This is a genomic window from Salinisphaera japonica YTM-1 (genome assembly GCF_003788585.1).
Taxonomy (GTDB): Bacteria; Pseudomonadota; Gammaproteobacteria; order Nevskiales; family Salinisphaeraceae; genus Salinisphaera; species Salinisphaera japonica.
Genome location: NZ_AYKG01000035.1, coordinates 23026 through 30482, shown reverse-complemented (window position 1 = coordinate 30482; position 7457 = coordinate 23026). Strand labels below are relative to the sequence as shown.

Genomic DNA, 7457 nt, shown 5'->3' with positions numbered 1-7457 from the left:
CCTCGTCTTGCCGCAAAACAGCGCTTGGCGCGGACTCGTATGAAACGGCAACAGGCCCTAGTGAACCGCCATCTGCGTACATCGGCGCCTATCTGCGGATTGTCTTGAATAAAACCGTCTCAGGGCCTGAAAACGTCTTCCATAAAATCTGCGCAATCTGTGAAATCTGCGGATAGCCTTCACGAACGCGCCCCAGGCACAAAAAAGGCCCCGCTCAGTGAGCGAGGCCTGGTGTGCCTGGATACGCTAGGCGATCAGGCGTTTTTCAGTGCACCGGGTACGCGGATGTCTTCGACCATCTGCTGTACGCGGGCCGACGGTGCCGGGGTCACGGCACAGACGATGAAGGCCACGATGAAGTTGATGGCCGCGCCGATCGCGCCGAAGGACTCCGGCTGGACACCCAGCAGCCAGTACTCGGCCGTGTCGGGATACAGGTTCGTGCCGGGAATGAAGAACATGCCCTTGAACACGAAGATATAGCCCACGGTGGCGACCAGGCCGGCCAGCATGCCGGCAATCGCACCTTCCCGGTTCATCCGCTTGTAGAAGATACCCATCAACAAAACCGGGAACAACGAAGAAGCCGCCAGCCCGAAGGCCAGTGCGACCACCTCGGCGGCAAAGCCCGGTGGATTAATCCCCAGATAGCCGGCCACCAGAATCGCGCCGACCATGGCGATACGTCCGGCCCGTAGTTCGGCTTTTTCCGAGATATTGGGCATGAGCATGCTTTTCAGCAGGTCATGCGATATCGCCGAGGAGATCGCCAGCAGCAGCCCGGCCGCCGTCGACAGAGCAGCCGCCACGCCGCCGGCCGCCACGAGAGCAATCACCCACGACGGCAGCTGTGCGATCTCCGGGTTGGCCAGCACCATGATGTCGCGATCGACCGTGGTCATCTCGTTACCGGCCCAGCCCAGACGCTCGGCTTCGGCCGCGAACGCCGGATTGCTGTCGTTGTAGTACTGGATCAGCCCGTCGTTGTTCTTGTCCTCGAAGATCAGCAGGCCGGTGTTTTCCCAGGTCTTGAACCAGCGCGGCCGATTCTCGTAGGCCAGATTGCTGGATTCCTCGCCCACGGGGCCGGTCTGTACTGTCTGCATGAGATTCAGGCGCGCCATGGCCCCAACCGCCGGTGCGGTGGTGTAGAGAATAGCGATGAATACCAGCGCCCAGCCGACCGATTTACGCGCATCGGCAACCTTGCGCACGGTGAAAAACCGGATGATCACGTGGGGCAGGCCGGCCGTGCCGATCATCAGCGACAAGGTCAGCAAGAAGATATTGACCGTCGAGTGCTCGGGATTGGTGAACCGATCAAAGCCCAGATCCGAAATCGTGGCGTTGAGTTTTTCCAACAGATAGACGCCGCTACCGTCGGACATGGTCGAGCCGAGGCCGATCTGTGGCAATGGGATACCCGTCAACTCGATCGAGATGAATATCGCCGGCACCGTAAAGGCAAAGATCAGCACCACGTACTGGGCGATCTGGGTGTAGGTGATGCCTTTCATGCCGCCCAGCACGGAGTAGACGAACACCACGGCCATGCCGATGAACACGCCGGTTTCGAACTCGACCTCCAGGAAACGCCCGAAGGCCACGCCCACACCTTTCATCTGCCCGATGACATAAGTCGTCGAGGCGATGATCAGGCACAGAATAGCCACCGAGCGGGCCACGTTGGAGTAATAGCGTTCGCCGATGAACGCCGGCACGGTGAAGCTGCCGTACTTGCGCAAATACGGGGCCAACAACAGCGCCAGCAACACGAAGCCACCGGTCCAGCCCATCAGATACGGCGAAGCGTTATAGCCCAGAAACGCGATGAGCCCGGCCATGGAAATGAACGAGGCCGCACTCATCCAGTCGGCGGCCGTGGCCATGCCGTTGGCCACAGGCCCGATATTGCCGCCGGCGCGATAGAAATCATCCGTGCTGCCGGCACGCGAGACGATGGCGATGACGAAGTACAGCAGGAAACTGCTGCCCACCGCCAGGTAGATCCACATTTGGGTACTCATGATCGATCAGTCCTTTTCGGCCACGCCGAACTTGCGATCCAGCGCGTTCATGCGAAACGCATAGAAAAAGATCAAGAACACGAATACATAGATCGCCCCCTGCTGCGCAAAGAAATAGCCCAGCGGATAGCCCCCGATATGGATCGCGTTCAGCGGCTCGAACAACAGGATGCCGAACCCGTAAGACACCACGAACCAAACCACCAGCAGCTTGGCCAACAGCCGCTTGTTAGCGCGCCAATACGCCTGTGCGTTGTCCTGACTCTGCGACATCGAATTTCCCCTTATCATTCTGATGAGCACACCTGACTATTTCGCGCTGGCGGATCGCGCACAATACGACTTTCAAATGATAAAAATAGATGCTTTATGCATTTATTATTGAAATGCATTGATTCTTAAAGCGTTATTTCACCGGCCGAAGGATTTCGCACCCCGCCGAATCGATTCGGTGGACATAAGAAAACCGCTATCCGAAATCGGATAACGGTTTGAGCCGGCGCCCGCGCACGGACGCCTGATGGCAACCCGCGGGATCAGCCTGCGCGCTGCGCCTTGAGCTCGCGACGACGCGCGTGCAGAACCGGCTCGGTGTAGCCCGAGGGCTGCTCACGGCCCTTGAAGATCAGATCCGAGGCCGCCTGGAACGCGATGGAGGCATCGAAGTCCGCTGACATGGGGCTGTAGTTCGGATCATCCTCGTTCTGACGGTCCACGACCTTGGCCATGCGCTGCAGGGTTTCGCGCACGGTGTTCTCGTCGGTCACGCCGTGATGCAGCCAGTTGGCCACATGCTGGCTGCTGATGCGACAGGTCGCGCGGTCTTCCATGAGCTGGGTGTCGGTGATGTCCGGGACCTTGGAGCAGCCCACGCCGTGATCCACCCAGCGCACGACATAACCCAGGATGCCCTGGCAGTTGTTGTCGAGCTCTTTCTGGTTCTCGTCGGCCGTGAGTTCACGATCGAGCAACGGGATGGTCAACAGATCGTTGAGATAATCCTCGCGCCGGGATTCCAGCTCGGCCTGGCGATCCAGCACGTTGCAGCGATGATAATGGATGGCGTGCAGCGTGGCCGCCGTGGGCGACGGCACCCAGGCACAGTTGGCCCCGGCCTTGGGATGGCCGATCTTGGCTTCCATCATGTCGGCCATGTTGTCGGGGGCCGGCCACATGCCCTTGCCGATCTGAGCCCGACCACGCAGGCCGACCGCCAGCCCGGTATCCACGTTGTTGTCTTCGTAGGCCTTGAGCCAGGGCTGGGCTTTCATCTCGCCCTTGGGCAGCATCGGCCCGGCCTCCATCGAGGTATGCATCTCGTCGCCGGTGCGATCGAGAAAGCCGGTGTTGATGAAGATCGTGCGCTCGCGGGCCTCGCGGATGCATTCCTTGAGGTTGATCGAGGTGCGCCGCTCCTCGTCCATGATGCCCATCTTGAGCGTGTTGGGCGCCATGCCGATGGCTTTTTCGATATGCGCGAACAGCTCGACGGTGAAGTTCACCTCGGCCGGGCCATGCATCTTGGGCTTGACGATATACACCGAGCCGGCCCGGCTGTTGGTGTGCGGGCCGTTGCCCTTCAGGTCATGCAGGGCGATGGTGGCCGTACACAGCGCGTCCAGAATCCCCTCGGGAATCTCGTTGCCCTGACTGTCCAGCACCGCCGGCGTGGTCATCAAGTGGCCCACGTTGCGAATCAGCATCAAGCTGCGGCCCGGCAGGCTCATCTCGCCGCCATCAGGCTTGGTATAGACGCGATCATCGTTGAGCTTGCGGGTGATGGTCTTGCCGCCCTTCTCCATCTTCTCTTCGAGATCCCCGCGCATCAGGCCCAGCCAGTTGCCATAAACCAGCGCCTTGTCCTCGGCATCCACCGCGGCCACGGAATCCTCGCAGTCCTGGATCGCCGTGACGGCGGCCTCCATGAGCACGTCTTTCACGCCGGCGGCATGATCCTTGCCGATCGGGCTGCTGACATCGATCTGGATTTCGGCATGCAGGCCGTTGTGAGCCAAAAGCACTGCATGCGGCGCATTGGCGCTGCCCTGATAGCCCTCGAACTGGGCGGCCTCGGCCAGGCCGGTTTCACCGGCGTTGGTGGCCACCACCAGCTTGCCGGCGTCGATCTTGTAGGCGGTGGCATCGGCGTGTGTGCCGTTTGCCAGCGGGAAGTGCGCGTCCAGGAATTCGGCGGCCTGGGCCACGACCTTGGCCCCGCGTTTGGGGTTGTAGCTCGTGCCTTTCTCGGCACCGTCGCTTTCCGGGATGATATCGGCCCCGTAGAGCGCATCGTACAGGCTGCCCCAGCGCGCATTGGCGGCATTGAGCGAAAACCGCGCGTTGGTGATGGGCACCACCAGCTGCGGGCCCGGCACGGTGGCGATCTCGGGATCGACGTTGTCGGTGGAGACCGCATAGTCGTCGCCCTCGGGCACGATATAGTCCAGCTCTTGCAGAAGCTGTTTGTAGGCGTCGAAATCAAAGGCGTCGCCGCGGTGCTCGCGGTGCCATTTATCCAGCGTTTCCTGAATGTCTTCGCGATGCTTGAGCAGTGCGGCATTCTTGTCCGCGAAGTTATCAACCAGTTCGGCCAGCTCGGCCCAGAACACGTCCGAATCCACGCCGGTGCCGTCCAGGGCCTTCTCCATCACCTCATACAGCGGCTTGCCGATCTGTAGACCGGCTTTCTCGATTCGCTCACTCATCTGTTATTGCCTTTGTCATTGGTGCCCGAGGGCATACCGGGCTCGCACGTGCCCGGGCCTTGAATGTAGACGCCCGAATATAACGAAAGCCCGTGCATACAGAAACCGTCGCCGGGTCATGTACGGGTCGCCGTTCTCCGCGCCCGGGCCGTTGCCCTCATAAAGTTTCGAACAAGGTGCCCACCACCTCGGACAGGCTCGGGTGAATATGAATCGCGCGTTGCACGCACGCGGCCGGCGCGCCCGGCGTGTTCATGGCCACCACCACTTCTTGGATCAACACGCTGGCCTCGGGGCCTGCGATATGACAGCCCAATATCCGCTCATCGTCATCGACGATGAGCTTGGCCAGCCCATCGCTGGCCTGCTCGATCTGGCCGCGAGCGGTATCGGTATACGCCAGACGGGACACGCGATAATCCAGGCCCTGATCGTGACAATCGGCTTCGCGCAGGCCCACGCCGGCGACTTCCGGCCGGCAGAACACCGCATGCGGGTTGCTGGCATAGTCCATCTGTCGATCACCGCCGAAGGCGTTGCGATAAGCGATTTCGCCCTCGCTGCTGGAGGTGTGCTTGAACGCGGCCCGGCCAATCACGTCGCCATAGGCATACACACCGGGCGCCGTGGTGGCCATGCCGGCATCGACCACGATCGCGCCGGAATCATCGGTTTCGATCCCGGCATGCGCCAGTCCCAACGATTGCGTCACCGGCGCGCGCCCGGTGGCGATCAATAGCGCTTTCGCGCTGATATCGCTTTCATCGCCCGCGTCGCTACGCAACGTGACATGCGTCATGCCATCATCTTGACGCACCGCCACAGCACGGCCGTGACATCTCGCTACCCGGTCATCGAAGTGTTCGGTCACGTGTTCCGATATCTCGTCGTCTTCGGCTAACAAGGTTGCGTTCGAATGCACGAGCGTGACTTGGGTGCCCATCGCGGCAAAGAAACAGGCCATTTCACAGCCGATATACCCGCCGCCCACCACGATCAACGAGGCCGGACACTCGCTCCGCTCGAGCACGTCGGCGCTGGTCCAGTACTCGATATCGGCCAGGCCGTCGATCGACGGGATCACCGGTGCCGAGCCGGTGGCGATGAACACCCGCTCACCGCGAATACGCTGGCCTGTGGCGGTCTCGATCTCGCGCTCGCCAACGAACGTTGCCGACGAGTCGAACAAGGTCATGCTGTTTTCGACCCATTGACGCGCGCCGTCCGCGGCCTTGGTACGTGCTGCGCGCATCCGCGACATGATGCCGGCGAAGTCGATCTCGATCGTGTCGGTATCAACGTGGACGCCAAAATGATGCGCTTCACGCACGGCATCCGCGGCCCGAGCGGCCGCGATCAATGTCTTGGTTGGAATACAACCGAAATTCACGCAAGTGCCGCCCATCGCATCGGGCCGGTCGGTGACCAGAGCAATACGGCGGCTATCCTGCTCGGCGTAGTAGGCCGCGGTCAGGCCGGATCCGCCGCCGATGATCAACACGTCGAAGGTTTCGAGCGCACTCATGAGGTGACTCCCGGGCGGCTCAGCCGCCAGATTTTGGCAACGGTTCGAAGATATCGGTGCGCCCGGCTTCCCAGCCGGCCTGGTTGTCCAGCGTGGCCAAGGGTTGGAGCATATCCTTGTCGAACTCGGTCTGGTCCTGGCCGTTGGCCATACGCGCCGGCCAATCGGCATTGACCAGTGCCCCGCGGCCAATGGCCACCAGATGCGCGCCGCCTTCGGCCAATTGGGCCTCGGCGGCCTGTACGTCGTGCAAGGCACTATTCGTAATCACGGCCACGCCGCCGTGCTCGCTGGCCAGCTCGGCCAGGCTCGGGCCGTTGTCGGAAAACGCCGGCTCGGTAGCGCCCGCGCCGGTGACATGGATATAGCTCACACCGGCCGCTGCCACGGTCGAAAAGATCGTGGCGGCATCCTCGGCACTGGCCCAGCGATGATCGGTATCCGTGACCTTGATCTGCGATAGCCGGATACCCACACAGAAATCCGTACCCACGGCATCGCGCACCGCGGTAATCACCTCGCGAATGACGCGCAACCGGTTGCCCAGCGCGCCGCCATAATCGTCATCACGCGTATTGAAATAATCGGTGATGAACTCATCCAGCAGATACCCGTTGGCCGCGTGCAACTCGATACCGTCGAAGCCGACCTGCATGGCGTTCTTGGCCGAGGCCACGAACCCATCGATCATTTCGATGATATCGGTTTCGCTCATCGCCTTCGGCGTGTTGTAAGGCTCGTTGTTGCCGTGATAGATCGTGGCCGTGCGGCCGTAGGGCGCGCGGGCGATAGGGGCCGCGTTTTCATCGGCGTAGGCGTTGTATTGGCTCTGGGCACCCGCGTGCATGAGCTGGGCCACGATCACCCCGCCTTCGGCGTGGACCGCATCGACCACCGGCTGCCAGGCCGCGGCCTGGGCCTCTGTGGCGATGCCCGGCTGTTGGAAATAGCCCTGGCTGTAACGGGTATCGGTAAACGTGCCTTCGGTGATGATCAGCCCGAAGCCGCCGCGCGCGTAGCGGGCGTAATAGCTCGCCATCTGGTCGGTCGCTACGCCGTCCTGGCCGGCGCTGGTACGCGTCATGGGGGCCACGACCGCACGATTGGCCAGTTCGAGGCTGTCGATACGCACGGGCGAGAACAGATGAGCAAAGCGCTTGGCGCCGGTGTCGTTGATGTCGGCCATGAGCAAATGCCTGG

At 61.6% G+C, this 7457-nt stretch carries 5 protein-coding genes; all 5 read right to left on the bottom strand.

The features are described from left to right. Nucleotides 1–254: 254 nt before the first annotated feature. Nucleotides 255–2027 carry a sodium:solute symporter family protein gene (locus SAJA_RS11150; protein ID WP_123658755.1) on the bottom strand — a complete coding sequence of 591 codons (1773 nt, stop codon included), beginning with the start codon at nucleotides 2025–2027 and terminating at the stop codon, nucleotides 255–257. A 6-nt stretch (nucleotides 2028–2033) separates the two neighbouring features. After that, nucleotides 2034–2300, bottom strand: a complete 267-nt coding sequence (locus SAJA_RS11145; protein WP_123658754.1) for a DUF4212 domain-containing protein — start codon at nucleotides 2298–2300, stop codon at nucleotides 2034–2036. 263 nt (nucleotides 2301–2563) lie between these two features. Further along, nucleotides 2564–4732 carry a malate synthase G gene (locus SAJA_RS11140; RefSeq protein ID WP_123658753.1) on the bottom strand — a complete coding sequence of 723 codons (2169 nt, stop codon included), beginning with the start codon at nucleotides 4730–4732 and terminating at the stop codon, nucleotides 2564–2566. Nucleotides 4733–4889: 157 nt separating this feature from the next. Then, nucleotides 4890–6257, bottom strand: a complete 1368-nt coding sequence (locus SAJA_RS11135) for a dihydrolipoyl dehydrogenase family protein (protein WP_184999858.1) — start codon at nucleotides 6255–6257, stop codon at nucleotides 4890–4892. A 19-nt stretch (nucleotides 6258–6276) separates the two neighbouring features. After that, a complete protein-coding gene (locus SAJA_RS11130; RefSeq protein ID WP_123658751.1) occupies nucleotides 6277–7443 on the bottom strand; it encodes an oxidoreductase in 1167 nt (388 codons plus the stop codon). Nucleotides 7444–7457: the final 14 nt, after the last annotated feature.